The organism is Bacteroides sp. HF-162 (genome assembly GCF_015679285.1).
GTDB lineage: Bacteria > Bacteroidota > Bacteroidia > Bacteroidales > Bacteroidaceae > Bacteroides > Bacteroides uniformis.
Genome location: NZ_CP064937.1, coordinates 1,344,611 through 1,370,006 on the forward strand (window position 1 = coordinate 1,344,611; position 25,396 = coordinate 1,370,006).

Annotated in this window: 20 protein-coding genes, 1 tRNA gene and 2 pseudogenes; 8 read left to right on the forward strand and 15 right to left on the reverse strand. The window is 43.6% G+C overall.

What is annotated here, in order from left to right; genetic code table 11:
• The first annotated feature begins 7 nt into the window (after positions 1 to 7).
• The 3 genes from ITJ87_RS05180 (at position 8) to ITJ87_RS05190 (ending at position 4,107) form a co-directional block, all read left to right on the forward strand.
• The gene (locus ITJ87_RS05180) at positions 8 to 1,273 is read left to right on the forward strand and encodes a cysteine desulfurase (RefSeq protein WP_165491374.1); all 1,266 of its coding nucleotides are present in this window, start codon (positions 8 to 10) and stop codon (positions 1,271 to 1,273) included.
• A 71-nt stretch (positions 1,274 to 1,344) separates the two neighbouring features.
• Positions 1,345 to 1,665, forward strand: a complete 321-nt coding sequence (locus tag ITJ87_RS05185; RefSeq protein ID WP_117599782.1) for a heavy metal-binding domain-containing protein — start codon at positions 1,345 to 1,347, stop codon at positions 1,663 to 1,665.
• A 237-nt stretch (positions 1,666 to 1,902) separates the two neighbouring features.
• On the forward strand, positions 1,903 to 4,107 hold the full coding sequence (locus ITJ87_RS05190; RefSeq protein WP_195690913.1) for a sodium-translocating pyrophosphatase: 2,205 nt from the start codon (positions 1,903 to 1,905) through the stop codon (positions 4,105 to 4,107).
• On the opposite strand, the gene ITJ87_RS05195 is transcribed toward ITJ87_RS05190, so the two are convergent.
• The 5 genes from ITJ87_RS05195 to pnp form a co-directional block, all read right to left on the reverse strand.
• Positions 4,104 to 5,705 (reverse strand): SusD/RagB family nutrient-binding outer membrane lipoprotein, encoded by a 1,602-nt coding sequence (locus ITJ87_RS05195; protein ID WP_117964263.1) that lies wholly within the window; start codon positions 5,703 to 5,705, stop codon positions 4,104 to 4,106. The two genes, ITJ87_RS05190 and ITJ87_RS05195, sit on opposite strands and share 4 nt — an antisense overlap.
• Before the next feature lie 12 nt (positions 5,706 to 5,717).
• A complete protein-coding gene (locus ITJ87_RS05200; protein WP_196096315.1) occupies positions 5,718 to 9,065 on the reverse strand; it encodes a SusC/RagA family TonB-linked outer membrane protein in 3,348 nt (1,115 codons plus the stop codon).
• A gap of 164 nt (positions 9,066 to 9,229) precedes the next feature.
• Complete coding sequence (locus tag ITJ87_RS05205) at positions 9,230 to 10,165, reverse strand: FecR family protein (protein WP_117599778.1); 936 nt, start codon at positions 10,163 to 10,165, stop codon at positions 9,230 to 9,232.
• A gap of 97 nt (positions 10,166 to 10,262) precedes the next feature.
• The gene (locus tag ITJ87_RS05210) at positions 10,263 to 10,835 is read right to left on the reverse strand and encodes an RNA polymerase sigma-70 factor (protein ID WP_117599777.1); all 573 of its coding nucleotides are present in this window, start codon (positions 10,833 to 10,835) and stop codon (positions 10,263 to 10,265) included.
• Between the two features lie 171 nt (positions 10,836 to 11,006).
• A complete protein-coding gene (gene pnp / locus ITJ87_RS05215; protein WP_117599776.1) occupies positions 11,007 to 13,151 on the reverse strand; it encodes a polyribonucleotide nucleotidyltransferase in 2,145 nt (714 codons plus the stop codon).
• Positions 13,152 to 13,358: 207 nt separating this feature from the next.
• On the opposite strand from pnp, the gene ITJ87_RS05220 reads away from it, so the two are divergent.
• The 3 genes from ITJ87_RS05220 to ITJ87_RS05230 all read left to right on the forward strand — a co-directional run bounded on the left by ITJ87_RS05220 (position 13,359) and on the right by ITJ87_RS05230 (position 15,607).
• Positions 13,359 to 14,510: a thioredoxin-like domain-containing protein gene (locus ITJ87_RS05220; protein WP_117599775.1), complete on the forward strand. Its 1,152-nt coding sequence runs from the start codon at positions 13,359 to 13,361 to the stop codon at positions 14,508 to 14,510.
• 190 nt (positions 14,511 to 14,700) lie between these two features.
• Positions 14,701 to 15,165 carry a transcription elongation factor GreA gene (greA, locus tag ITJ87_RS05225; protein WP_005824394.1) on the forward strand — a complete coding sequence of 155 codons (465 nt, stop codon included), beginning with the start codon at positions 14,701 to 14,703 and terminating at the stop codon, positions 15,163 to 15,165.
• A gap of 49 nt (positions 15,166 to 15,214) precedes the next feature.
• Entirely contained in the window at positions 15,215 to 15,607 is a 393-nt protein-coding gene (locus ITJ87_RS05230; protein WP_117599774.1) for an HIT family protein, read from the forward strand.
• A gap of 98 nt (positions 15,608 to 15,705) precedes the next feature.
• Here ITJ87_RS05230 and ITJ87_RS05235 read toward each other — a convergent pair whose 3' ends face one another.
• A complete protein-coding gene (locus tag ITJ87_RS05235) occupies positions 15,706 to 16,791 on the reverse strand; it encodes a mannose-1-phosphate guanylyltransferase (RefSeq protein ID WP_117599773.1) in 1,086 nt (361 codons plus the stop codon).
• Positions 16,792 to 16,948: 157 nt separating this feature from the next.
• Between ITJ87_RS05235 and ITJ87_RS05240 the strand changes: the two genes are divergently transcribed.
• Positions 16,949 to 17,032 (forward strand) — tRNA-Leu (locus tag ITJ87_RS05240).
• Positions 17,033 to 17,152: 120 nt separating this feature from the next.
• On the opposite strand, the pseudogene ITJ87_RS05245 reads toward ITJ87_RS05240, so the two are convergent.
• The 3 genes and pseudogenes from ITJ87_RS05245 to ITJ87_RS05255 form a co-directional block, all read right to left on the reverse strand.
• Positions 17,153 to 18,066: pseudogene (locus ITJ87_RS05245) on the reverse strand (transposase).
• A 58-nt stretch (positions 18,067 to 18,124) separates the two neighbouring features.
• Positions 18,125 to 18,466, reverse strand: coding sequence for a hypothetical protein (locus ITJ87_RS05250; protein WP_117964259.1), 342 nt, complete (start codon positions 18,464 to 18,466; stop codon positions 18,125 to 18,127).
• A gap of 191 nt (positions 18,467 to 18,657) precedes the next feature.
• On the reverse strand, positions 18,658 to 18,819 hold the full coding sequence (locus ITJ87_RS05255; protein WP_158562817.1) for a hypothetical protein: 162 nt from the start codon (positions 18,817 to 18,819) through the stop codon (positions 18,658 to 18,660).
• 587 nt (positions 18,820 to 19,406) lie between these two features.
• On the opposite strand from ITJ87_RS05255, the gene ITJ87_RS05260 reads away from it, so the two are divergent.
• A complete protein-coding gene (locus ITJ87_RS05260; RefSeq protein WP_117599770.1) occupies positions 19,407 to 20,201 on the forward strand; it encodes a hypothetical protein in 795 nt (264 codons plus the stop codon).
• Here the strand turns inward: ITJ87_RS05260 and ITJ87_RS05265 are convergent.
• The 6 genes and pseudogenes from ITJ87_RS05265 to ITJ87_RS05290 all read right to left on the reverse strand — a co-directional run bounded on the left by ITJ87_RS05265 (position 20,198) and on the right by ITJ87_RS05290 (position 25,393).
• Positions 20,198 to 20,641: a hypothetical protein gene (locus tag ITJ87_RS05265; protein ID WP_147327323.1), complete on the reverse strand. Its 444-nt coding sequence runs from the start codon at positions 20,639 to 20,641 to the stop codon at positions 20,198 to 20,200. The genes ITJ87_RS05260 and ITJ87_RS05265 overlap by 4 nt on opposite strands.
• Positions 20,642 to 21,141: 500 nt before the next feature.
• Positions 21,142 to 22,011 (reverse strand): hypothetical protein, encoded by an 870-nt coding sequence (locus ITJ87_RS05270; protein ID WP_117964257.1) that lies wholly within the window; start codon positions 22,009 to 22,011, stop codon positions 21,142 to 21,144.
• 1 nt (position 22,012) lies between these two features.
• Positions 22,013 to 23,302 carry a PD-(D/E)XK nuclease family protein gene (locus ITJ87_RS05275; protein WP_117599767.1) on the reverse strand — a complete coding sequence of 430 codons (1,290 nt, stop codon included), beginning with the start codon at positions 23,300 to 23,302 and terminating at the stop codon, positions 22,013 to 22,015.
• 78 nt (positions 23,303 to 23,380) lie between these two features.
• Entirely contained in the window at positions 23,381 to 23,740 is a 360-nt protein-coding gene (locus ITJ87_RS05280) for a hypothetical protein (protein ID WP_117599766.1), read from the reverse strand.
• A 166-nt stretch (positions 23,741 to 23,906) separates the two neighbouring features.
• Positions 23,907 to 24,275, reverse strand: a pseudogene (locus ITJ87_RS05285) (PDDEXK nuclease domain-containing protein); the annotation flags it as partial.
• Between the two features lie 101 nt (positions 24,276 to 24,376).
• Positions 24,377 to 25,393 carry a site-specific integrase gene (locus ITJ87_RS05290; RefSeq protein ID WP_008024684.1) on the reverse strand — a complete coding sequence of 339 codons (1,017 nt, stop codon included), beginning with the start codon at positions 25,391 to 25,393 and terminating at the stop codon, positions 24,377 to 24,379.
• Positions 25,394 to 25,396 lie beyond the last annotated feature (3 nt).

Here is a 25,396-nt window from a genome sequence, read left to right on the forward strand (position 1 = left end):
ATTCATTATGAACAACGATATAAATAAGAGTAGTATCTTGGCTCCCCTCCCTACGGGGGAGGGGCTGGGGGAGAGGCTTCGAGCTGATTTCCCCATCCTTTCCCGTGAGGTATATGGCAAGCCGTTGGTCTATCTGGACAACGGCGCGACTACGCAGAAACCCCGCCAGGTAGTAGATGCCATTACGGACGAATACTATTCGGTGAATGCCAATGTGCATCGCGGGGTGCACTTCCTTTCGCAGCAGGCTACAGAGCTGCACGAGGCCTCGCGTGAGACGGTGCGACGTTTCATCAATGCCCGTAGTACGAATGAGATTGTCTTTACCCGTGGTACGACGGAGAGTATCAATCTGCTTGTCTCCAGCTTTGGTGAGGAATTTATGCAGGAGGGGGATGAGGTGATTCTTTCTGTGATGGAGCACCATAGTAACATTGTTCCCTGGCAGCTGCTTGCCGCCAAGCGTGGAATAGCCATCAAAGTGATTCCGATGAATGACAAGGGCGAACTCTTATTGGACGAATATAGGCAGTTGTTCTCCGAACGTACCAGGATTGTCAGTGTGGCACATGTTTCCAATGTGCTGGGCACGGTCAATCCCGTCAAGGAGATGATTGCTTTTGCCCATGAGCAGGGTGTTCCGGTGCTTGTGGACGGTGCCCAGTCCATTCCCCACATGCCGGTGGATGTGCAGGACTTGGATGCCGACTTCTTCGTTTTCTCCGCTCACAAGGTGTATGGTCCTACGGGAGTAGGCGTACTTTATGGTAAAGAGGAGTGGCTGGATAGGATACCTCCCTATCAGGGTGGTGGAGAGATGATTCAGCATGTCTCTTTTGAAAAGACTACCTTCAATGAATTGCCGTTCAAGTTTGAAGCCGGTACGCCGGATTATATCGGTACTACCGGACTTGCCAAAGCTTTGGACTACGTTTCGCTGGTTGGGATGGACAAGATTGCCGCCTATGAACACGAATTGACCCAGTATGCCATGCAACGGCTGAAAGAGATTCCCGGTATGCGTATCTTCGGCGAGGCAGAAGACAAGGGTAGTGTCATATCGTTTTTGGTAGGTGATATCCATCATTTTGATATGGGTACATTGCTCGACCGTCTTGGCATTGCCGTACGCACGGGACATCATTGTGCCCAACCATTGATGCAGCGTCTTGGTATCGAAGGAACGGTGCGTGCATCTTTCGGACTTTACAATACCCGGGAGGAGATAGATGCGCTGGTGGCAGGTATAGTTCGTGTCAGCCGGATGTTCTGACCCAAGCAAAGCTTTGCAACCTTTCTTCCATTCCTTGCGTCTAATATATCAACAACTAAAAAAAATGAATTATGTTAGTAACAACAACCCCGACTATTGAGGGTGGACGTATCACCCGCTATTATGGCATCGTTTCCGGTGAGACGATTATCGGTGCCAATGTATTCCGCGATTTTTTTGCCAGCATCCGTGACGTGGTAGGTGGGAGAAGCGGCTCTTATGAAGAAGTGCTACGCGAAGCTAAGGAGACAGCTTTGCGTGAGATGCAGGAAAATGCCCGTGCTATGGGTGCCAATGCCGTGATTGGTGTAGACCTGGATTATGAAACGGTAGGAGGTAGTGGCAGCATGCTGATGGTTACAGCCTGCGGTACGGCTGTAACGGTGGAATAATAAAATACATCATCTATTTTAATCGAACAGATGATGTATTTGACCTGAACAGATGATGTGTTTCCCAAGAATAAACGATACATTTTAGGGGGATACATCATCTATTTTTTTATAGATAGAGGTCTTTATTATTTATAGAAATGGAACTAGTGCATAAAATAGCCTAATTGTTTGCATATTTCGCTTCAAATCAATAATTTTAGGCTTTCGTTCAACCTTTTAATATGAATAAATGCTATGGACCAAATCCTATTTTGGCTGGTTCCAGCCGCTTCCGTTCTGGCACTTTACTTTGCCTGGTATTTCCATTGTCAGATGATGAAAGAAAGTGAGGGTACCCCTCAGATGATTAAGATTGCCGCTGCTGTGCGCAAAGGTGCTATGTCTTACCTCCGCCAACAATACAAGATTGTGGGCTGGGTATTTCTGGGGCTGGTTATCCTTTTCTCCATTATGGCATACGGTTTCGGAGTGCAGAACTCCTGGGTACCGGTTGCTTTCCTTACCGGAGGATTCTTTTCCGGACTTTCCGGTTTTCTGGGTATGAAGACGGCCACCTACGCATCGGCTCGCACTGCCAATGCGGCACGCACATCGCTGAATGCCGGACTACGCGTGGCTTTCCGTAGCGGTGCGGTGATGGGACTGGTAGTGGTTGGCCTTGGCTTGCTTGATATATCTTTCTGGTATCTGTTGCTGAATGCTGTAATTCCGGAAGAGGTAATGACTCCCACCCATAAACTCTGCATCATTACCACTACCATGCTGACTTTCGGCATGGGCGCTTCCACGCAGGCATTGTTTGCACGCGTAGGTGGCGGTATCTATACAAAAGCTGCCGATGTAGGTGCCGACCTTGTGGGAAAGGTGGAAGCCGGTATCCCCGAAGACGACCCGCGTAATCCTGCCACGATTGCGGATAATGTAGGCGACAATGTAGGCGACGTGGCAGGTATGGGGGCTGATTTGTACGAAAGTTATTGCGGTTCTATCCTTGCTACGGCTGCCCTCGGTGCTGCGGCTTTTATCCACTCGGGTGATACGCTGATGCAGTTTAAGGCCGTAATCGCTCCGATGCTGATTGCAGCCGTTGGTATATTGCTTTCCATTATCGGTATCTTCTCCGTGCGTACCAAAGAGAATGCGAAGATGAAGGACTTGCTGAACTCACTGGCTTTCGGTACTAATCTCAGCTCTATTCTGATAGTCATTGCCACTTTCTTTATTTTATGGTTGCTGAAACTGGACAATTGGCTGTGGATTTCCTGCTCCGTGATAGTAGGTTTGATAGTAGGCATTATTATTGGGCGTTCTACGGAATACTATACTTCCCAATCCTACCGTCCTACCCAAAAGCTGAGTGAAAGCGGAAAGACTGGTCCGGCAACAGTTATAATTTCCGGTATAGGCTTGGGAATGCTATCTACGGCTATTCCGGTGATTGCCGTGGTGATGGGTATTATTGCTTCTTATCTCTTTGCTTCGGGCTTCGACTTCTCTAATGTGGGTCTGGGGCTCTATGGTATTGGCATTGCTGCGGTAGGTATGCTTTCTACATTGGGCATCACGCTTGCTACAGATGCTTACGGACCGATAGCCGACAACGCGGGTGGCAATGCGGAAATGTCCGGTCTGGGTGAGGAGGTGCGTAAGCGTACCGATGCGCTCGACTCTTTGGGTAATACTACAGCTGCTACGGGCAAAGGCTTTGCCATCGGTTCCGCCGCTTTGACGGGATTGGCTTTGCTGGCCTCTTATGTCGAGGAAATCCGTATTGGGCTGACCCGCCTCGGGGCTACCGAATTGTCGCTTCCTCATGGCGATGCCGTGGCTCTTCAAGATGCCACTTTCTTCGACTTTATGCATCACTATGATGTGACGTTGATGAATCCAAAAGTTCTTTCCGGTATGTTCCTGGGTTCGATGATGGCATTTCTTTTCTGTGGATTGACGATGAATGCGGTAGGTCGTGCGGCGGCCCATATGGTAGACGAAGTGCGCCGCCAGTTTCGCGAAATTAAGGGAATCCTTACGGGAGAGACGGAGCCTGATTATGAGCGTTGTGTGGCAATCTCGACGAAAGGGGCGCAACGCGAGATGGTGGTTCCGTCACTGATAGCTATCATTACTCCGATTGCGACGGGACTTATTTTCGGTGTTCCCGGTGTGCTCGGCCTGCTGATTGGCGGATTGAGTAGCGGTTTCGTGCTTGCTATCTTCATGGCAAATGCCGGTGGTGCATGGGATAATGCCAAAAAATATGTGGAAGAAGGCAACTTTGGCGGCAAAGGCAGTGAAGTCCACAAAGCTACAGTCGTGGGTGACACCGTAGGAGACCCGTTCAAGGACACATCCGGTCCGAGTTTGAATATCCTGATCAAGCTGATGAGCATGGTAGCCATTGTGATGGCAGGGCTTACGGTTGCGTGGAGTCTGTTCTAAAAAGAGTTTTTCCCCGTATCCCACCAAAGGCGGGTGGCGCCATTGTCTGCGCCACCCAGTTTTTCCGTGAGGGTAGCGTATTGTGCCGGGTCGGCAGTGGCGGCATCCGTCGAGAACGGAAGGCGGCGGATCATGATATCCGTATCAATCACTTTTCCGGTGTTGCTTTGGACCTTGAAAAGTTTGGGGTATCCGGTACGGCGTTGCTCGGCCCATGCCTCATAACTTTCGGGCCAGCATGCCAGCCACTTCTGGGTAATAATCTTTTCGAGTTTTGTCTCTATGTCTGCATCTTCTTCCCATTTTGGGGAGATGGTAATCAAGGCTTTCATGTCCTTGCCCACCTTGCCGCCTGAGACTACATCTTTATAATCGGCAGGGGTTTTATTGCTTTCCAGATATTCGGAAGCACCGGCACAGTCCCACTGTGTAAATGAAGTACTTACACCGTATTCATAGCATGTGCGGGGATTTTCTTTGGTATAGCCGCGGAGGGCTGCTTCGGCCCTGAGTAGCCAGACTTCTGCCGCACTCATCAATACGGCTCCGGTCTTTTCGCCGATGGTGCTTGTGTTGAGGGAAGAGCAGGAACTGTAAATGTTGGCGTCACCGTCTTTCATGGGTAAGCCGATGGGAATGCCTAACAATTGCTCTCTACAACCTTCGAGCAGGGCGGTGTTATACCATTTCTTGCCACGCGGGTCCTCATAACCGTTGACAATGGATTCCATCGAGGCATTCATGTAGACTTCACCCCAACCGGCAACGGCACACAAAGGATTGATATAGTTCTTGCCCATTACAGCGATGGTTTCCCTTGCACCTTCCAGTACACCTTGATTGTCATTCAGTGCTTTGGTTGCTTGGTCTTTGGCAAGTGTTGCATCCACATTGGAGATGCGCATGGCAAGGCGCAAACGCAGTGAGTTGGCAAACTTCAACCAGTCCTTCAAGGTCTTGCCGTTGGTCAGCATATCATACTCTTTGAATTTGTTGTTGTCACCTCCTTCGTCCAGGTATTCCCTTATCAATTGCTGCCCTTCGTCCAGGTCTGCAAAGAAACGTGTATAGGCTTCCTGCAGTCCGTAAACCCGGGGTACCTCACCCAATTGGTGGTAGACCAGCGGACCATATGTATCGGCAATGCGGTGCATCAGTTCTACTTTCAAGATTTCAGTAATGCCGAGATAGCCTTTCAGGTTGTCATTGCCATAAAAGTTCTTTTCTGCCTTCTGCACTTCCGTGTAGACATATCCGTAAGTACATTGCCATGCAGCATTGGTCCAGCCGGAGTTCAGGTTGTAGCAGGCGTTGGATTTCATGAATTTAGGAATAGGGTCCATGAAGTAGCCGGAGAACATGTCGTGGTTTAGGGATTGTGTCATCTGCCATACCCAGTTCAAGCCTACAGAACCTATATTGAAGTAGATACCCGACTGTATGGGTTCGAATGGAGCAGTCAAGTTCTGGAAGTCTATTTCCTTTTTGTCATCCGAGAAACCTCCTTTGATTTCGTTGTCATTCTCAAAACCACCGGTACAAGCTGTAAGCAGCAGCATGCTATGGCAGAAAAGGAATATGATGCACTTGTTTTTCATAAGGTATTCATTTTAAAAGGTAAATCTTAGGTTAAAGCCGATATTCCGGGTAGTAGGCATGCCAAACACGTCTACTCCTTGATTGTTGTTGCCTACGGACATCACTGCATCGGGGTCGAACGGTGCTTCCTTCTTGAAAAAGCACAAGTTGCGCGCTGCCAATGATACGTCGATTCCCTTTATGAATCTGCTATTTTCCAGTATCGTTTTCGGGAAAGAATAGCTCAGTGATACTTCACGGAGTCTGATGCAGGTTGCGTCGTACATATAATATTCGGAGATGGCATTTCTGCCGCCTACTGCACTGTAGAATGCTCTCGGGTCGTTGAACTTCTGTCCTTGGTATTCTACATATCCCCGGGTTCGGGCCTCTTCGGTGACTTTGGTCACGCCGTTGGCATCCAGTTCGGACTGTGTCAGTGACATGACTTCGCCGCCGAAGCGGAAATCTATCAGGAAATAGAGCTCCAGGTCTTTGTAGGTAAGTGTATTGCTCCATCCCATAGTGAAGTCAGGATTGGCATTCCCAAGCAAATCCTTGTTTCCGGTATTTCCCAAAGGCCTTTTGCTGGTTTCATCAACCATGATGCTGCCATCCTCATTACGGCGGAAAGCATTTCCATAAATATCCCCCAGGCTACCTCCTTCTTTGACGTGCATCTGATAGCCAGCATTGAAACCTTCTTCGTAGTAGGAAAATTCCGGATAGTCAGGATGCAGGGTCACTACTTTGTTTTTGTTGGCGGACATGTTGATGAGACTCTTCCACGAAAAGTTTCTGTATAGTAGCGGAGTGGCGTCTACCGTCAGCTCAAAGCCTTGGTTGCGTATTTTTCCGGCATTGACATACCGGTATTTGTAGGTGGAGCCCGTGGGGTTGTCCATTCTCAATAACTGATTCTTGGTATTGGTCTGATACCAAGTGAAGTCCATCCCGAATCGGTGGTGGAAGAAACGCCATTCTGTACCGAATTCGATGGAGCTGCTGATTTCCGGTTTTAGGTCACCACGCTGTTCTACGGTATTTACATTGATACTGCCGCCTACCATGATGATGTCTACCGGATTGGTGATTCCTATCGGAAGGTCATTACCGACTTCCGCCCACGAAGCGCGCACTTTGGCAAAACTTATCCATTGGGGTAGGGAGCAGGCTTTGTTAAGAATCCAGGTAGCCCCTATGGAGGGATAGAAGAATCCGGTATTCTTGCTGTCTGTGTAGGCCAGTGTGGATGACCAGTCGTTACGTGCGGTAATGTCCAGGTATAGTAATCCTTTCCAGCCCCACTGCATGGTGGCAAATACTGATTGGAGCGTGCGTTTGCTGTCGATGCTCTGGTTTACGGCTGCTTTGGAGTCCATCACTACATTGGGGACGGTAAATACATTCGGTTTGTAGAGGGAAGCAAGCCTTGAGTCTATTGTCAGGGAGTTGACTTTACTCATGTTGATGCTGGCACCCAGTGCCGTGTTGAGGGAGAAGTCATCAAATTCCTTGTTGAACAAGGCCATTACGTCACCGTAGACTTGGATTTCTTGGCTGTCCGACCAGATGTAACGTCCGTTTTCCTTGTCCTCGTATTTGCCGGCGATGTTGGGAGCTGTAGTGGCATACATCTTATTGTCGAATTTATCACTGATATAATCCACATTACCCCGTGCCTGCAGGCTGAAATAATCCGTAATGTGCAGATTGGCGCTGGCCGATGCGATAGCGCGATATCGCTTGTTGCTACTGAGCACGCGGTTTTTCAACCAGTAGGGATTCTGTCCCCATTCACTGACGGTACCATCTCCATTCTTTTCAATCCAGTTTTGTGTCATCATATTGCGGTCGGCATTCCACGTTTCAAAGTTTTCTCTGTAAGTGCTCATATCTACGCCACGTGGGAAACTGTACAAGCTGACCAGCGGATTCAGATAATAGCCGCCGGTAGCAGGGGAGTTCTTGACGGTTTGGGTCATTAGTGTTGCAATGCCGTCCAGTTTCAGCTTGTTGTTGAAGAGGCTGGCCGTTTCGTGTAGGTTCAGGTTATTTTTCTGTAGCTTGTTGTTGTCTACAATTCCTTTAGCCGTGGTGTTGGCGTATGAGAAATAAGTTTGTACTTTTTCATTTCCGGTAGTGATGGCCAGCGAATTGAAAGTCGTGATGCCATTGCTGAAGAACTCGCCTATGTTGTCATAGTCGGTTACATTGCTTTTTGTACCCCAGCTTGCCGTACCGCCATCTTCGTTGCGACCGTATGTATTTTGGAATTCGGGGGTACTGATGGCGTGACTCACGGTCAGGTTGGAGGAGAATGTAACGCGCTGCAGTCCGGCTTTTCCCTTTTTAGTGGTGATCAGAATGACACCATTAGCTGCCTGCGAGCCATAAAGTGCGGCGGCAGAAGAACCTTTCAGGATGTTTATGCTTTCTATATCGTCCGGATTCAGGTTGGAAATCCCATCACCGGCATCACGGTTCAATCCATCGTTGTTACCGCCGATTACGGTGGAGGTGGATTCTGTTGAGCTGTTCAGCATAGGAACACCGTCAATTACGTACAAGGGCTGGTTGTTGCCGCTGGCAAATGCAGAGCGTGCACCGCGGATGGCGACTTTGGCAGAACCTCCTAAATTGGCGGTTTTGTTGATTTGTACTCCGGCCGTCTTTCCTGCCAGTGTATTAATCATGTTCGGTTCTTTGGCACGGGTCAGCTCACTGCTGCTTATCTGTTGGGTAGAATAGGTCAATGAGGACATTTTCTTCTGGATACCCATGGCGGTTACCACTACCTGCTCCAGGGTGAGGTTCTTTTCTTCCATCCGGATGTGGAGATTGTTTCTACCGTTCAGGGCAATGGTTTGCGGTTCATAACTGATGTAGGATACGACAATAGTGGCATAAGGAGGGATATTCATGCTAAATTCTCCTTCGGTATTGGTGATAACACCATTGGCGGTCCCTTTTTCAAGAATGTTGGCACCGATAATCGGTTCACCTCTGGAGTCCGTCACCTTTCCTCTTACAGTAGCCATTTCCTGCAGAGTGTCTGTCTTATCCTCAGCACTCCTGCTGTTTTTGGTTAAAACGATGTTTTTGCCTTCCATCACATACTTGATGTCTGTCCCTTTGAACATTTGGTCAAGTACTTTGGAAACAGTTTGGTTACTTGCATGGATGTCGACGGTACGGTGTACATCGACGTTCTGTTTGTTATATACAAATAAGTATTCTGTTTGCGACTCAATTTGCTCGAGAACTTGCCCTACCCTCAGCCGGGCATTTTGAATGCTGACCCTGGCATTCTGAGAGTAGCAGTTCCCGCTGTATACCTGAAATATAACAAGCAGGAGAAGGAATAATGTGATTTTCATAGGTTTGCAATAATTGCTTAAAATCTAATTTTTTTAGATAAAAAAGCCTCATCAACAAAATTTTTCTCATATCTTTGTCACTGTGTTAAGTTAATAAATTGATTAAGGTCGATTTTTGACTGTTTCGGATCGGAAAGTATGGGGGTACTTTCCGATCTTTTTTCTTACTCATATATAACAATTGAGTCCTTTTCTTCGTTGATGCGGAACTTGAAAGGATGGTCTTTCGAGATGGTCCGCAGTATGTGTTCGATACCGTCCTGCTCTCTGAACTTGCCGGTAAAGCTGCTGTAGTTCAGCAGTTGGGGACTGGCAACGGTTATTTTTACGTTATAGTATTTCTCCAGTCTACTGAGGATGCCGCTGAATGGGGCGTCGTCAAAACAGTATAGTCCCTCTTTCCAGCGTAGATATTCATAGGAAGGAAGGACGGTCTTTCTGCATTTTCCATTTTCATTGAGAAATACCTCGTCTTTCTGCAACCTGGTGATTATCTGGCTGCTGTTGGCCGGATAGATATCGACGACACCTTCTACCAATGTGGTTCCGAACTCATGGCTCCCACTATAGGCACAAACATTGAAACTCGTTCCTACAACTTTTACCTTGTTCGTTTCTGTATGTACATAGAATGGGATACTCTTGTTTTTGGCTACTTCAAAGTAGGCCTCTCCGTCCAGCTCCACATTCCGTTCGTTGCGTCCGAAGTTGGCGGCATATTTCATGGTAGACTTGGAGTTCAGCCATACGCGCGTTCCATCGGCAAGGGTAATCTGCGCCCGTTGTCCGGCAGGCACGGTGACTGTTTGCAATTGTACCTCCTTGTTATATAGAAAGTCGGAGGTGATGAAATAACCGGCTATGGCGACAATGGTGACGGCGGCTATGCGGGCCGTCCAGCGGAGCATCGGCATGATGCGCACCGTTTTCTTTTCATTGTTGTCCTGTTTGTCCGAGAACAAGGAAATGTCATATATCATGCGCTCTTTCAGGAAGGTGTCCCGGTTTTCATCCGAGGCGTCTACCCAGTCGAGTATCATCTTTTCTTCTTCAATGGAAGTAATACCTTTGAAATATTTATATAATAGCTCTTGGTTCATTGTCAATAATTTGTTTCTTTTCTAAAATGTGCTCTTTTTACCTTTTGTATATATAACCGGAAAGTGGGCGGTAACCCTATTCCGTAGAGGCATCTTTTTAGGATATTAATATAATGAGTATAGTTATAAGATAATCTTTCAGTCTCAGCCGGAGAATTCGCAGCACTTTGGTGATGTGTGCCTCTACGGTCTTAAGTGATATGTTCAGGCTATCGGCAATCTGCTTGTTTGCCAGGTTCTGGTATCGGCTCAACATGAATATCCTCCGGCTTTGTTCGGGCATTTCCTGCAAGGTCTTATTTACGATATGTTGTATTTCCGTATTGAATATCTTGTCTGGTTCGCAGGCTTTCAGGGTGGAGATACGTAAGTCCAATTCGCGCAGGTTGTGGCTACTGATGGTTTCTTCCGCCCGTAGACGCACCTGCTTGTGCTCGAGTACGTGCAGGGCTTTGTTCTTTATGATGGTCAGCAGCAGGGCATGCAGGTTACTATTTTCTTCCCAGCGGTCTCGATTTTCCCATAGGGCAATCATGGATTCCATCACAACGTCTTCCGCTTCCGCTTTATCCCTGAGATAAGAATAAGCAAAGGCCAAAAACTTTTCTTGGTTTTCCTGGAAAAAGCGTGAGAAAAGATTCATAGTATGTAGGCTCCTTAAACCGGACATTAATTGAGGTTCTTTATGGAATATAAGGCTTTATATAGCAAAAAAACATAATCTTTTTGGAATATGCAAGCATTGTGCCTTGTTTTTTCGGAGCCATTCTGGCTGTATGGACAAAAAGAAAGCCTGATGGAGCTCCACCAGGCTTTATATGCTTAAAGAATAAGAGATTTCTTATTTCTTTTCCGGTCTTTCTTGTCTTTCCGGTCTTGGAAGCAATACTTTACGTGACAGCTTGAATTTTCCGGTCTTCGGGTCGATGTCGAGAAGTTTTACGTCGATTTCGTCACCTTCCTTGATACCGGCTTCTTCCACTGTTTCCAGACGTTTCCAGTCGATTTCGGAGATATGGAGCAAACCGTCCTTACCCGGCAGGAATTCAACGAATGCGCCGTAAGGCATAATGGAGCGTACCTTGCCTTTGTAGACTTCGCCTACTTCAGGGACAGCCACAATGCCTTTGATGATACGCATAGCATCATCGATGCTCTTCTTGTTGGTACCGGCGATTTCGATTCTACCGATGTTGTCCACTTCTTCAATTGTGATGGTGGCACCGGTTTCTTCCTGCATACCTTGGATAATCTTTCCACCAGGACCGATGACAGCACCGATGAATTCTTTAGGAATGGTCATTGTCTCGATACGCGGAGCGTGAGGTTTCAGGTCTTCGCGAGGCTCGGCGATGCACTCGGTAATTTTTCCCAAGATATATTCGCGGCCTTCTTTAGCCTGCAGCAAAGCCTTTTCAAGGATTTCGTATGACAGACCATCCACTTTGATATCCATCTGAGTGGCGGTGATACCGTCTTTTGTTCCGGTCACTTTGAAGTCCATGTCGCCCAAGTGGTCCTCATCACCGAGGATGTCGGACAATACGGCATATTTGTCTTCGCCTGCATTCTTAATCAATCCCATGGCGATACCTGATACCGGTTTCTTAATTTTCACACCTGCATCCATCAATGCCAGAGTTCCGGCACATACGGTAGCCATGGAAGAAGAACCGTTTGATTCGAGGATGTCGGATACTACGCGTACTACGTACGGATAGTCTGCGGGAATCTGCCCCTTCAAGGCACGCCATGCTAAGTGCCCATGACCGATTTCACGGCGGCCTACACCGCGTTGTGCCTTAGCTTCGCCTGTAGAGAACGGAGGGAAGTTATAGTGCAGAAGGAAACGTTCTTTTCCGTGTTCCAATACGTCGTCGATAATCTTCTCGTCCAACTTGGTACCTAAAGTCACTGTAGACAAAGACTGTGTCTCGCCACGTGTGAAAATAGCGGAGCCGTGAGGACCGGGCAGGTAGCTGGTCTCACACCAGATAGGACGGATTTCGGTGGTCTTACGTCCGTCAAGGCGCTTGCCTTCGTCCAGAATGGAACGGCGCATCGCCTCTTTTTCCACATCATGATAGTAACGGTCGATGAGGGCTGCCTTTTCTTCCAATTCTTCTTCGGAGAACTGTGCCTTGAATTCTTCGCGGATGGCATCGAAAGCATCCATGCGTTCGTGCTTGTTCTTGTTTCCGGAAGCGGCGATGGCATAAGCCTTGTCGTAGCAAGCGTCGTGAACGGCTTTACGAAGTTCTTCGTCGTTCACTTCGTGGCAATATTCGCGTTTCACGGTAGAGCCTACTTCCTCTGCCAGTTCCATCTGTGCCTTACACTGAATCTTAATGGCTTCGTGTGCGGCCTTCATAGCTTCCAGCAAGTCCTGCTCGGAAACTTCGTCCATTTCGCCTTCCACCATCATGATGTTTTCATAAGTGGCGCCCACCATCAAATCCATATCGGCTTGCTCCAGTTGTTCAAAGGTAGGGTTGATGACAAATTGTCCGTTGATGCGTGCTACGCGTACTTCGGAAATAGGTCCGTTGAAGGGGATATCTGAAACTGCAAGTGCGGCAGAAGCAGCGAGTCCGGCCAGAGCATCGGGCATATCTACGCCGTCTGCCGAGAAAAGAATGATGTTTACGTATACCTCTGCATGGAAATTATCAGGGAATAAGGGGCGGAGAGCACGGTCAACGAGGCGGCAAGTGAGGATTTCGTAGTCAGAAGCGCGTCCTTCACGTTTTGTGAAACCGCCGGGGAAACGTCCGAATGCGGAGAATTTTTCTTTGTACTCTACTTGTAATGGCATGAAATCTGTTCCGGGAACTGCGTCCTTGGCGGCACAAACAGTAGCTAAAAGCATGGTATTGCCCATACGAAGCATTACAGAACCGTCTGCCTGTTTTGCCAGCTTTCCCGTTTCGAGCGTGATGGTTCTGCCATCAGGAAGCTCGATCGTCTTAACAATTGGGTTAATCATAAAAAATGTTTTATATCTAATTTTCTTTCAAAATTCGTGCAAAGATACATAATTTATTCATGTAAAATGGTGGGAATGAGATAAAAAGTTTGTATTTAGTTGTTTTTTGCTGTTTTCTATATGTAAGAACGTGGGAAAATGCTTTGACTGAACTTGAAAAGAAGTATATTTGCAGGCACGTTTGCAAAACAAAACTGAAGATACGATATGAAGAAAATCTTTTTTATGGCACTTGCTGCAATAGCATTGGGTGCATGTAATTCCGAACCTAAATTCAAAGTAGAGGGTGAAGTGTCTGGTGCCGACGGCAAGATGCTTTATTTGGAAGCCTCGGCATTGGAAGGTATTGTTCCTTTGGATTCTGTAAAACTAAAAGGGGATGGTTCTTTCCACTTCAAGCAGGTACGTCCGGTGTCTCCGGAATTCTACCGTTTGCGGGTAGACGACAAGGTTATTAATTTCTCGGTAGATTCGACGGAAACGGTTTTGGTAAGGGCACCTTATACCGATTTTGCCACTGCCTATACGGTCGAAGGTTCTCCGAACAGCTCGAAGATAAAGGACTTGACGTTGAAGCAGATGAAGCTTCAGGACAATGTGAATGCATTGCTGCAGTCGGTGCAGGCACATAAGATAGGCGCTGATGTTTTTGAGGATAGTCTCGCCTCTTTATTGAAGAACTATAAGGATGAAGTGAAAATCAGCTATATTTTTGCCGCTCCCAATACGGCTGCCGCCTATTTCGCCTTGTTTCAGAAGTTGAATAATTATTTGATTTTCGACCCTCTGAACAATAAGGAAGACGTTAAGTGTTTTGCAGCCGTGGCAACCAGCCTGAACAATTATTATCCGGATGCAGACCGTTCCAAGAACCTCTACAACATTGTAATAAAGGGAATGAAGAATACCCGTACTCCGCAACAGAAGGTGGTGGAAATCCCTGAAGAGGCAATTTCCGAAACCGGCATCATCGACATTAACCTACGTGACATGAAGGGCAATACACGTAAGTTGAGCGAATTGAAGGGCAAGGCTGTTATTGTGGACTTCACTGTTTATCAGAGTGCCGTTTCTGCTACACATAATTATATGTTGCGTGACTTGTACGACAAGTATGCTGCCCAGGGATTGGAAATTTATCAGGTTTCTCTGGATGCAGACGAGCACTATTGGAAAACAACTGCCGACAATCTACCTTGGATTTGTGTGCGCGACGGCAATGGTATTTATTCGTCTATAGCGGCTTCTTATAATGTGAAGAATGTGCCTTCTGTGTTCCTGGTTAACAAGAACAATGAGTTGAGTGCCCGTGGAGAGAGTGTTAAAGACTTGGAGGCGGCAGTGAAAGCATTGCTGTAACATGTTATAAATAAGAAGTTTTCGTTTAAATATGTTACAAAGCAGCCTTTTATGCTTGACACGCATTGCATAAAAGGCTATCTTTGCAAAGGAAAATCGGAAAGAGGGTTCCAGCATGCTGACCATGTTGGAATTCTTTTTTGTTTATAGTACCATTAAAAACTAACATAACATTTAAGGAGGAAAAAGTATGGCTTATATGTCAGAAGACGGCTACAAGAAATTAATGGCCGAATTGAAACACCTGGAGACAGTGGAACGTCCCAAAATATCGGCTGCCATTGCCGAAGCGCGTGACAAAGGTGATTTGTCGGAAAATGCAGAGTATGACGCTGCCAAGGAAGCTCAAGGTATGCTTGAGATGAAAATTAACAATTTGAAGCTGACCATTGCCGACGCCAAGATTATTGATGAGTCGAAGTTGAAAACCGATTCTGTACAGATTCTTAATAAAGTAGAGCTTAAGAACGTGAAGAATGGCATGAAGATGGTTTATACCATCGTTTCCGAAAGTGAAGCCAATCTGAAGGAAGGAAAGATTTCCGTGAATACTCCGATTGCACAAGGTCTGCTTGGCAAGAAAGTAGGTGACATCGCAGAAATCAAAGTTCCGCAGGGCATGATTAACCTGGAAGTAGTGAACATATCCTTTTAAAGGAAGGCAGGTCCGCATACGGGCTTGCCTTATTTTATAATTTATAGCTATGGCAACAATATTCAGTAGAATTATCGCAGGTGAAATACCTTGCTACAAGGTGGCGGAGGATGACAGATTCTTTGCGTTCCTTGACATCAATCCGTTGGTAAAAGGTCATACATTGGTCATTCCCAAGCAGGAAGTAGATTATATTTTCGATTTGAATGATGAGGATTTGGCGGCGATGCATGTTTTCGCCAAGAGAGTGGCGCTTGCCATTGGCAAGGCCTTCCCGTGTAGAAAGGTAGGAGAAGCGGTATTGGGGCTGGAAGTGCCTCATGCGCACATACATCTGATTCCTATGCAGAACGAAAAAGATATGCTTTTTTCCAATCCCAAACTGAAACTGACGGACGAAGAATTCAAAGCTGTGGCGGAAGCCATCCGTGCAGCGCTTTAACCGGTTTATTTTCCTCCCCTAAATAAACGGAAGCGGGAGTTGGAACTCATCCAACTCCCGCTATTTTTACCTTCGGCACCTATCCTTTAATTCTTAATTTAAATGTATTTTTCTCCCAATTTTATCTGGGCGTCATTCACATATTTGCGGATGGTATGTTCTTCATCCTTCTTGCAAATCAGTAATACATTGTCCGACTCGGCTATGAGATAACCTTCCAAACCGTCGATAACTGCAAGTTTGTTGTCGGGCAGCACCACGATATTGTCCTTGCTGTTATAGATGAGTGATTTACATTTTAGAGCTACATTGCCTGCCTCATCTTTAGGAGACAAATCATACAAAGACCCCCAGGTTCCTAAATCAGACCAACCGAAATCGCCTAATGATACATATACATTGTCAGCCTTTTCCATGATGCCGAAGTCTATAGATACATTGGGGCAAGCCGGGAAGTTCTCATCAATGAATTGTTTCTCCTGGGCTGTTCCGTACACATCTTTGCCAGGGGCCAGTTTGGATGTCAGCTCGGGCAGCAGGGCTTCGTTTGCCTTAATGATGGTATTTACGTTCCACATGAACAGACCGGAGTTCCAATAGAATTCTCCGCTTTCCACGAATACTTTTGCCAGTTCCAGTTCGGGCTTTTCAGTGAAGGTTTTTACCTTGTAGAAGTTATCACCAGCGGTTTCGGCTATTTGTATATAACCATATCCAGTTTCTGGACGGTTGGGCTTGATACCGAGTGTCAGCAGATTATCCGATTGGGAAACGAAGTCCAGTCCTTTTTCGATAGCGGCCAGAAATTCGCCTTCCTTCAGAATTAAGTGGTCCGAAGGAGCTACCACTATATTGGCGTCCGGATTCAAGGCGCGGATATGATAGGAAGCCCACGCGATGCAGGGAGCTGTATTCCTGCGTGTCGGCTCCAGTAGAATCTGTTCGGGTTTAAGTTCGGGAAGCTGTTCTTTTACAAGGTCGGCATATAAGTCGTTTGTTACGATAAGTATATTTTCCATGGGGATTACCTGCTTGAAGCGATCGAAGGTTTGCTGCAGCAAGGAACGTCCCGTACCAAAGAAATCCAGAAACTGTTTTGGAAGTGTCTTGCGGCTGAATGGCCAGAAACGGCTGCCGATTCCTCCGCCCATAATTACACAGAAATTATCCTTATTGGTTACCATGCTATTGATTTTAAAAGTTTCTGCTAATGTACTGCATATTTTACAAACAAGGAATGATTCAAGTCGGTTTTATCGTTTTTTTCGCCTTTTTTTAGGAAAAGTATTGCAGGTTTAGAAAAAAGCTGTATCTTTGCACCGCATTTGAGAAATCAAACTTGCCCAGATGGCGGAATCGGTAGACGCGCTGGTCTCAAACACCAGTGGATTCACTTCCATCCCGGTTCGACCCCGGGTCTGGGTACTGAAACGGAGAAAGTTGAAAAACTCTCTCCGTTTTTCTTTTCTACTCCTCGTAACTCGTTGGTTTGCTGATGGGGGGGCAAGGGTCAACGTAACAATCTGAGGGATTTTATATTTAAGCCTATAATTTAGCAAGTCTATATAAAAAAAAACTCTATCTTTTACTCCTCTGAACTGTGCTCTAAATGCTTTGATTTTAGCATTGAATGACTCTGCTGCAGCATTGGTTGCCCTCCTTTCAAAAAAATTGATTATATTCAGATAATGTGTTTGTATAGAACGTGCGACCCTTCCAAAGGTGAGGAACCCTGATTTATCTACCTCATCATACCACCTTGCCAGCCTTGTCAAAGCAATATCCTTAAACTTACACTGATGATAGATTAAGCCTAACCGCATAGACAGATAATATCCTTTCTTTATATCGGGATATTCCTTGAAAAGAATTTCAGCTCGTATTCTTTGAGACTGAGTCCATAAGGATTCCTTCTTGTAAAGCAGATAAATACTTCTCGCTAACAACTGCTTTCTTGTATCTCCATTAGCGAAAACAGGTGCATGATACATCTTTCCACAGGCCTTTGCATAAGCAATCTGAGTGGACTCTTCATCCAAAGCCTCCCAGCGAGCTTTTACACGCGTCTCCTGCACCGCTTCATAAGCTAACTTCTGTACGTGAAAGCGATCGGTAACACGTTTGGCCGCAGGAAAGCAGATGCGGGCAATCTGCTCCATGTTAGGAGCCATATCCAAAGTAATCTCGCGCACTTGGTAACGGCGGCGACGGGATAGCTTAAGCAGGACAGAAGTGACCGTATGAACGTCCGTACCTTTAATGATAGCAATCATACTACCTTTACCACCGTGAGCTTCTTTATTGATCAGTACAGTATAGAGTTCTCCACGCGAGAGGGCTACCTCATCAATACAGATATAAGCACCGATATTCTTTTCGAATAGTAGCCAATCCTCTGCATGAACAAGTTGGTCCCAATGGAGATAACCACTTAGATGGTTACGGTATTGACGCTCCAATAAATCTCCGTCAACTCCATATAAAACACCTAAGAGCTTGCAACTGATCGGATAGCTATCAATATAGTTCTTTTAAAAAAGACGCAAAATCTTGCGTCATACGAGTACCTTCAGCCACCATACGCCAGTTACGAGAGATATACTCATTATGCTTCTTTAAGAGCCAGCGACGACGACGAATGTTAAGGAAGACCTTCTTGCCACGAAGAGGGAAATCCTGAACAATAACAGGATCATAAAAGCCTTTACTCTCAGTATCCTGATCTGTATACTTCTCAGGAACGATATTTTTTTCCTCAAGGTAGATCACAACTTCATTTACGCTTTCCTTCACATCAACAAGATCAAAGTACTCTAAAGTGCCTTCAGGAAGAAGAAGGCGATAACCGTTTAACTCCATAAGCTATGAATTTGGAGACAAAGATAATAACTTATAAATTTACCCCTCAGGTTTTTACATTGACCCATCTTATTGTTGTTGTACACTCCCATATTGGTATAAGTGCGCTGTATGCGTACTATTTCGGAAGCTTCCTGTTCAAGCAATCCATTGGTGTATATAATAACTTAACTCAAGTTTCGGATTTAGACTTAGGCTGTCATAGCGTAGGCTTTAAGAGCAGCCAACCTCTTGTCGTTTTCAATGACCTGCATATTCAAATCTTCAGATTCAGCCCCAGCCTCAGTGATTTCAGCCACAACCGTCACGACTTCTAAATACTCAAATAGAACTTTGTTTCGTATGGTGTACATGTGAGAAAATTTTTCTAATGTCTTCCATGTGAAAGCCTGCCTTAGGAAGGTCTGTGTCATCTGCTATCAGTACTGTCGGCAATTTGCTTTTCTTGTGATCGTTCCGCATTGTCACTTTCATTAGAAGCCAATTGGTTATGCGGTATATCACCTTTCGCCAGTTGATGTCGTCTTGTGACAAATAGGAATACAGTGCATCCTTTTTTCGACCAAACATCCGGCTTAGGACAGAACCATCGTAATGTGAGAGCCCTTTTATTGCAAAGAATGGAAGCAACACTAATATTGGGAACACCTGGTGGTTTGTGAGCTGACAGTTGTCACGCTTCATTCCACCAAGACTACGACAGTCCAAGTTGACATTTTCAAGTAGGTGTGTAAATGAGTCCATAACGGCACTGCGACGTTTCTCACTGAAAAAATTGCGGATTTCTAACGGAATTTTTGTAATTTTGCTCATGGCTTTGAGTAATGTTTTTTATCACATCTAATTTGCTCATTTCCCATGATATACGGAAATACTCAAAGCCTTTTTTATGCGATATACTCAACCTCAAAGTCTAAATCATTAAATAAATAAGACGATTATGGATTTATATGCAGACGATTTGGCGGATTACATCTATCAAGAAAATGATGTGGACAAGAAACGGGCATTGTTATTGGAAGTGGAAGCGGAAATCAAAAAGCTCATGGGCGAACAGGAAAAGGGTAGCCTTGATTTAAGGCACATTGGTGCAGTACAGATAGAAAAGATACAAGATCTGATAGGTACAAGAAGTTTGCTTCTCAACCAGATGTTTCAAGCCACTTCGCAGGAAATCAAACGCTTTGAAGCGGTAAACGAATTGCTGAATAGTTTGACCAAGAAGATGTATCATCGCATGGCAAATCTCTATCGTACATTGATTAATAGCCCCAAAGATGAATCTTTTGATGACGATTATGTCATTTGTGGTACACTGAGGTATGTGTTCTGTGGGGTGGAGTCTATATTGAAATTGCCGGAAGACAGCTATTATGGCTCCGATTTTGCTTACATGATAGAACTAATTTGTTGTTGTTTACTTGAAGAATACAATGGGGGACTTCCCGAAATCGAAGAATGTTCTTGTAATTATTCACCCAAAAACACATCGGATATGACAGATGAGCAGTTACAATGTGTGGATGTATGGGATGATGGAGTGACATGGGCAGAAGGACATTTACGCCGTCCGGAACTGAAGCATATTATCGTGTGTCATGCCATACATGACATTTGCACTCACAAACCTTACTCCATTCCGGACTTATTGCGGTTAAATGATTTTTGGGTAGAAGCCCATCTGGTATGTCAACATATTATAGACCAAAACGGGAAACGCTATAACTCGGATTAATCATTTGTTTTGCAAAGTGCCTGAAAGGTGGAGACATTGCCAAACTTTGTGCTCCACTTTTCTTCCCATAGTCCTCCTGTATAATGCACATGGCCGAAAAGATGAAATTTCGGTTGGCGCTCTAAAATTATTTGTTTCAATATCTCGCTACCCGTATCTTCATCCAATATACCTTTCGGGGGAATGTGGGTAATCAAAAAATCCGTTTTATAAGACAATCCACATTCTTCTCCCAACCATTGCATTTGCTGAATCATCCTACAGGAAATAGCGTAGAAGGTAATGCCGTCATATTCTATGCCGCAATCTTCAAGCAAAGTTATATTTGCAGGTATCAACCGGCGGGCTTCTTCCGGACAAAGGTCATATGAGAATCTTTCTCTTTGGATTTCAATTTCAGGATAATCTTCACGAGATTTTCTGCGCTTTTTGTAGAACACGTTTATTTCCAATACAAATAATGCTTCTATAATTGATAGTTTTAGTAAAAAAATATCCCGATGCAAATGAATGAACCGGGAGTTTGACAAATAAAATAGATTACAAAATCAGTAGGGAGGTGCCCAATCTTTTTCGGATAATCCAATGTACTTGGGCAAAATTGTCTTGCTTCAAAAGTAAAGTCAAGCGTCTTTTACCTATGCGTTTATCGCACGCTATCAGTATGGGTACTAAGTGCCATCGGTCTTCAAATGAATGAGTGAGTAATTCCCAATCAGGACAATCAATATATTCTCTAATTAAGCAAGAAATATCGGATGTATCTCCCATCCAAGGATAAAACTGTTCTCTCAGTTCTTCTTTGGTGAATATTTGGGGATAGTCCCATATGATTTTTTTTCCTATGGTAATCCAATAACGTGGCATGTCGTCGTTAGCATATCCAGTCTTGCTACGCATTGGGTATGTTATGCAATGTATCTGAAATCCTACATTTGGGTCAATTATGCGGTATAGAGCTGTTTGGAGTTTGCTCCAGGGACGGTATCGTATTCTCATTTTCTTGTTGTTTTGATATAAAAAACGGTTTAATCTGTTTCAATCGTACAATTATTTCTTTTTTGAAACGCGATTCGGAGTACTCATCTTCTGTCCAGATAAGCCACGAAAAGTAGTCCCACGAATTGTTAGGATTGAGCGTAAATCCTTCTATATCCAGTTGGCTTACATCGCGTCCATATATATACGTACAAACAGCATATATATTATTGCGGAAATAGAACCCAGCTCCTACGATGTACCCGTTCTTTCGGGCTTCAATGGTGTATTTGCGGCTGTAATCCCAATTGGGTTCACTGAACTCAAACTGAGGAAGCTCTGATTTTATGTCAAGCAGGCAATGTTTCATGCTTTCCCAGTCCAGTTTCTCTAAGTCTTCAGGGGGAAACCGCTTCAGGGCTTTTTCTCTACAGGAGCTCTTTATTGCAGATGGTATATAGACCAAAAAGGCAATGCCCATGATTATTATAACTAAAAGCATCGGTAAATAAGGGATTAATATAAACTTCCACGGCATGACAATCAGATTGTTATAGCGTAGAAACATTAAGGGAAATGTAAGAAAATACGGCAAGGAAGATATATAACTTTCACCATCAAATATTTCATCTACAGAAGTATCTCTTGAAGTTAATACATTACGTATAAATATAAAAAGACTGGTAATTATAAAATATGCAGGTATTGCACACCATATAGGGATAAATACCTCCCACCATTCCCTTTGTATTGCACCATCCAGTTTTTGAGTTACCAGAAAAGCGCTTAAACATCCTGCGCTGGCTACAATAAATTTATAAGATCTTTTCATGCTATTCTTTTAATATCATGTTTATATTTTCAATAATATCTTTGCTTATGCTTTCTATCGTTTCCTTCATCCTACTTAAATGTCGTTGGCTATCTCCGTCATTCAGATTTCGGAAATTGATAGTCGGATGGGTATATTCCCATAAAAGCCAAGAATCACTCGAATGATATCTGTTGTCATTATGAAAATCTTCTATAATCTTATTAATTTCATTTATAACTTTCTGTATTTCTTCGTTTTGTATTTCTTTGGCGATTGAGAGTCTGACTGTTTTCCCCTCTTTATCTCTCAGTATAACACCGCTATATGTACGCCAGTCAACTTGAACGGCATACATCAATTGGTAATCATCACCGATTGTCTTTAGCTTAAATTCAAGAGACTGGTATTTATTGTTACTTTCATAATATCTGCGTATGTAGTCTTCATGATTGTCGAGAGCATATTTGTAGTCACTAAAAGATTCTTTAATTACTTCATAACCTTTTTCTTCAATGACCGCTTCCAGTTGACTCCAAAAATCGATTTGCAGACTAATTTCTACTTCTCGTATGGCATCCTTGTATTGAGATATACAACTGATATACTTCGGGTTACTTTTAATCAAATTGATTAATTCATTCTTTTCTTTATCCATTTGGTGTGTCAATATTTTGATTAAGTTCAAATAGTGTGCTATTCCTTCCCGTATCAGAGACTTGTCTATTGCTTTGTGGCGACAATCAGTCAGCCAGTTTAATATAAAATCGGCATAGGATATGGTAAAGAAAGTTATTTCTTCGCCACCTGTGGTTTTATCAATATCGTGTACTTCACCGTCTAAAGACAAGTATAGCAACAGTGTATCATTCTTATTTTTTGAACATCGTTTCAGAAAATTATGATACCGAAGAAGTTGATTCTCTTGGTCAGTCGCATAAATCTTGTTTTCAATGACAATATGGTTTATCCCGTCCGTGAGGTAAATGTCGAGTCTTCCTCCATCTGTATCTGTTTTAGGACCGATATATTTTTCACATTCCACTTTGGCATTATCGCAAGTGAAAGAAACAATATGGTCTGTTTGCCCATTCAGACGCTCAATGAATAATTTGAGAAACACATCTTTCATTTGGTGCTGTCCATTCGGATTCAGCAAATCCGCTATCATGGCTGAATGTACTCTTGTTTCGTCACTGGTCATATTGATTACTTTGAAAAGATTATAATTGTCTCCTTTCTCTTTCCGTATATATTCATGTTTTTCAATGATTAGATGTATTTCATTGAATAGTTGTATCAATTTCTTCATTTTCTCCTGTAGTTTTATACTTATAAAATTCAGATGTTTGTCTTTTGTACATTCTTAATTGGCTGATAAGAGGATAACTTATTCTTGCTTCTCTGAAAAATCAGCAAATGCAATTACATCTCCCTCGATGTCTATAATTGATTGTGTATAATTCTCACATAAGCAATAAGAGTCTATTTTTAATATCATGCAGATGTCTTTCATGATAGAAGTAACTTCTAAGTGTTTTCTATTTTTGAAAGTTATATATATTCCATGAAACCATTTTCTTCCTGTAAGTGTGGCGTAAAATTTCCATTCAACCTTTTGAGAAAAAAGATAATCCAGTAATTTATCAAGATCCTTTTTGTCTGAAGGCATTTCTACACAATATCCATTTCCAAAATCCAAAAAGAAATAGTTGATGTTAAAGCAGTTCAAAATCATATTGTGGCTCATAGCTTTTAATGAATATGTGGTTGATAAATGTTTTGTTTACCTCTTTAATTTATTTCAGGAGTTTGTCGGATATGAATAATACATGGTTAAAATGTTTGTGTTTGTTTTATTTTTAAGTTTTAACATAATTAACATTGAAATACAAATAGGAGTCCTCAATGAAAGATTAAAAATTTACTCCTAATATAAACCTCTTGATTTCTTCCTCGCTCGGCAATTCTATCATATATTTCTGTACGAAGATATTCGGGTCTAATCCGGCAGTGGCATATTTTACTAATGTATCTCCCTTTTCCGTACAAAGCAGAATACCGATAGGTGGATTGTCGTCCGGCTGCATTATCTCTGCCTTGAAATAATTAAGGTACATATTCAGCTGTGAAGCGTATTCATGGCAGAACTTGTCTATCTTTAATTCCACAATGACATGGCATTTCAAGATGCGATGATAGAATACAAGGTCGGCAAAGAAGTAATCTTCATCAATCAAGATACGTTTTTGTCGGGCTTCAAAGCAGAATCCATGCCCCATTTCTTATGCCAACAAATTTATTATGCAAAGTGACTTAAACTAAATCACAGCTACAAAAGTAATTATAAAAAGATTTATCTCCATCACTTTGCATAATATTTTCATCAGAAAGACTTTAAAAAATCCATTAACTTTTCATTTCCTTGCCACATAGGTTTAGTATCCACCTCCTGAACAACTTTAATATAAGCTTTTTCTATAGCCTCCCGTTTCACTTTTGAGTCCGCTCTTGCATAAATTTCTGTAGTTTGCACATTCACGTGCCCCAAAATATCTCTAATATAAACTAAGTTAACCCCAGCTTGTAACAGATGCATTGCCTTACTATGCCTAAGACTATGACAGCTTATTTTCCCCTTCATTAACGTGGGATGAAGTAGCTTTGCCTTTTTGATGTATCTATCCAGTATATTCGCCACCCCTGCTCTTGTCAGCTTTTCGCCCCAACAGTTTGTAAATAGCGGATGTTGTAGACATTCTGATCTCAACAATCCATTCTCTTTCATATATATTTTCAGTATATCCAACTGTTCTTCAAGCATTGGTACAACTCTATTTTTATTCCCTTTTCCCGTGATTATTACAGTATATGGTTCATCTAATCGAACACATTGCGGAGTTAGGCTTATTACTTCTGACACTCTACACGCTGTATCATACATAAGTGACAATAACGCCAGATCCCTACGACCTTTAGGTTTGGTCGTATCTGGTTGTTGCAGAAGAATCTTCATCTCTTCTACCGTTAGATAGTTCATAATAGGCTTGACACTCTTTTTATTATTTATAGCCATTATTTCTTGATATTCGTATAGATGGTCTGAACTCTGATATTGGAGGTACTTAAAAAATGATTGTATGGCAGCAAGGCGAAGATTACGTGTTGATGTACAGCAACTTCTTTTTGTTTCCAACCAATCAAGGAAGGACAAGATATTCTCTTTTGTTATACTTTCCATTGTCAGTTTTTCAGCTTTTACACCTTTACTTTCCATGTATACCAGATATAAGGTAAATGTGTCCCTGTATGAATGGATCGTATTAGTACTTGCTCCTCTTTCATGGGGCAAATACCGGAGAAGGAAGTCTGTTAGATATTTTGAAAAATTTGTAGGTTTCATAAA

Excerpts from the sequence above, each read along its gene's own strand:
- ITJ87_RS05200 (WP_196096315.1), bottom strand. The coding sequence starts at position 9,065 with ATGAAAATCACATTATTCCTTCTCCTGCTTGTTATATTTCAGGTATAC.
- ITJ87_RS05260 (WP_117599770.1), top strand. The coding sequence starts at position 19,407 with ATGGATTTATATGCAGACGATTTGGCGGATTACATCTATCAAGAAAAT.
- ITJ87_RS05190 (WP_195690913.1), top strand. The coding sequence starts at position 1,903 with ATGGACCAAATCCTATTTTGGCTGGTTCCAGCCGCTTCCGTTCTGGCA.
- ITJ87_RS05290 (WP_008024684.1), bottom strand. The coding sequence starts at position 25,393 with ATGAAACCTACAAATTTTTCAAAATATCTAACAGACTTCCTTCTCCGG.
- ITJ87_RS05280 (WP_117599766.1), bottom strand. The coding sequence starts at position 23,740 with ATGAGCCACAATATGATTTTGAACTGCTTTAACATCAACTATTTCTTT.
- ITJ87_RS05275 (WP_117599767.1), bottom strand. The coding sequence starts at position 23,302 with ATGAAGAAATTGATACAACTATTCAATGAAATACATCTAATCATTGAA.
- ITJ87_RS05205 (WP_117599778.1), bottom strand. The coding sequence starts at position 10,165 with ATGAACCAAGAGCTATTATATAAATATTTCAAAGGTATTACTTCCATT.
- ITJ87_RS05235 (WP_117599773.1), bottom strand. The coding sequence starts at position 16,791 with ATGGTAACCAATAAGGATAATTTCTGTGTAATTATGGGCGGAGGAATC.
- pnp (WP_117599776.1), bottom strand. The coding sequence starts at position 13,151 with ATGATTAACCCAATTGTTAAGACGATCGAGCTTCCTGATGGCAGAACC.
- ITJ87_RS05185 (WP_117599782.1), top strand. The coding sequence starts at position 1,345 with ATGTTAGTAACAACAACCCCGACTATTGAGGGTGGACGTATCACCCGC.
- ITJ87_RS05270 (WP_117964257.1), bottom strand. The coding sequence starts at position 22,011 with ATGAAAAGATCTTATAAATTTATTGTAGCCAGCGCAGGATGTTTAAGC.
- ITJ87_RS05195 (WP_117964263.1), bottom strand. The coding sequence starts at position 5,705 with ATGAAAAACAAGTGCATCATATTCCTTTTCTGCCATAGCATGCTGCTG.
- greA (WP_005824394.1), top strand. The coding sequence starts at position 14,701 with ATGGCTTATATGTCAGAAGACGGCTACAAGAAATTAATGGCCGAATTG.
- ITJ87_RS05180 (WP_165491374.1), top strand. The coding sequence starts at position 8 with ATGAACAACGATATAAATAAGAGTAGTATCTTGGCTCCCCTCCCTACG.
- ITJ87_RS05220 (WP_117599775.1), top strand. The coding sequence starts at position 13,359 with ATGAAGAAAATCTTTTTTATGGCACTTGCTGCAATAGCATTGGGTGCA.
- ITJ87_RS05255 (WP_158562817.1), bottom strand. The coding sequence starts at position 18,819 with ATGTACACCATACGAAACAAAGTTCTATTTGAGTATTTAGAAGTCGTG.
- ITJ87_RS05210 (WP_117599777.1), bottom strand. The coding sequence starts at position 10,835 with ATGTCCGGTTTAAGGAGCCTACATACTATGAATCTTTTCTCACGCTTT.
- ITJ87_RS05230 (WP_117599774.1), top strand. The coding sequence starts at position 15,215 with ATGGCAACAATATTCAGTAGAATTATCGCAGGTGAAATACCTTGCTAC.
- ITJ87_RS05250 (WP_117964259.1), bottom strand. The coding sequence starts at position 18,466 with ATGGAGTTAAACGGTTATCGCCTTCTTCTTCCTGAAGGCACTTTAGAG.